Source organism: Pseudomonas sp. OV226 (assembly GCF_003148705.1).
Classification (GTDB): Bacteria; Pseudomonadota; Gammaproteobacteria; order Pseudomonadales; family Pseudomonadaceae; genus Aquipseudomonas.
Map to the genome: position 1 here is coordinate 1 of NZ_QGGS01000053.1, position 1,105 is coordinate 1,105.

Annotated in this window: 1 protein-coding gene; it reads left to right on the plus strand. The window is 59.2% G+C overall.

Annotated features, from left to right (window positions below; all coding sequences use genetic code 11):
- Nucleotides 1-944 (plus strand): IS110 family transposase (locus tag C7534_RS32220; RefSeq protein ID WP_109788269.1); only part of this gene is annotated, 944 nt, incomplete at its 5' end.
- Between the last annotated feature and the right edge of the window lie 161 nt (nucleotides 945-1,105).

Below are 1,105 nucleotides of genomic sequence, written 5' to 3' on the forward strand. Positions count from 1 at the left end.
ACCGCAAAAAGTTTACGCGGGCAGCGCTCACCCAATATCTGGCGAAACTGGAACCCTGCACCGTCGTGATGGAAGCCTGTGGCGGCGCCCATTTCATGGCGCAGGAAGTCGCCAAACTGGGGCATACGCCCAAGCTCATTGCGCCTCATCTGGTGCGCCCTTACGTGAAAAGCAACAAGAACGACTTCGCTGATGCCGAAGCGATCTGCGAGGCGGCGTCTCGCCCCACAATGCGCTTCGTGCCCCCCAAAAACCAGGCTCAGCAGGCGCTGGCGATGCTCAATTCGGTGCGTGAGTCGTTCATCAAAGATCGCACCGCCACTGTCAATCGCATTCACGCCGCCCTGCTGGAGGTGGGTATCAGCCTGGCTCCCGGCTTCAAATCCATCAAAGAACTTCCAGCGTTGCTTGAGATGAGTTCATTTTCCGGCTCCATCAAAAAAATCCTGATGGGGCTGCATGAGCACTTCAACTATCTGGATGGGAAGGTCAAAGCGCTGGACAAGGAGGTGGAATGCCAGGCCGCTGAAGATGATCTGGCGGCTCGTTTGATGACCATGCCATGCGTCGGCCCGATCACCTCCAGCGCCCTGGCTGCCGAGTTGGGCGATGGCAAACAGTTCAAATGCGGTCGAGGCTATGCGGCGTCGATCGGGCTGGTACCCAAACAGCACGGCACGGGCGACAAGATCGTGTTGCTGGGCATCAGCAAGCGCGGCGATCGAAATCAGAGGCGCCTGCTCATCCAGTGCGCCCGTGTGTACTTGATACAGCTGGAACGACAGAAAGGTGCCCTGGCGGACTGGGTCCGCCAACTATTAGCCACTCGCCACCACTCCAATCTCGTGGTCTGCGCGCTGGCCAACAAGCTGGCAAGAATCGCCTGGGCGATAGCCGCACACCACACTGAATTCGATGCGGGGCCAGCCGCGATGAACGCCTGACCCCGCTGTCACCCGAGCACCACCCACCTGGTTTTGCGATGCTGGATAACTGATGACGTGAACGGCCAACCGGCCTGACGACAACCCTGAGCTCCTACACGGCTGTAAGGCCGTTCCACTAATTAGGGTCGTTGGGCATCGATTCTCATCGAGGCGCGGGG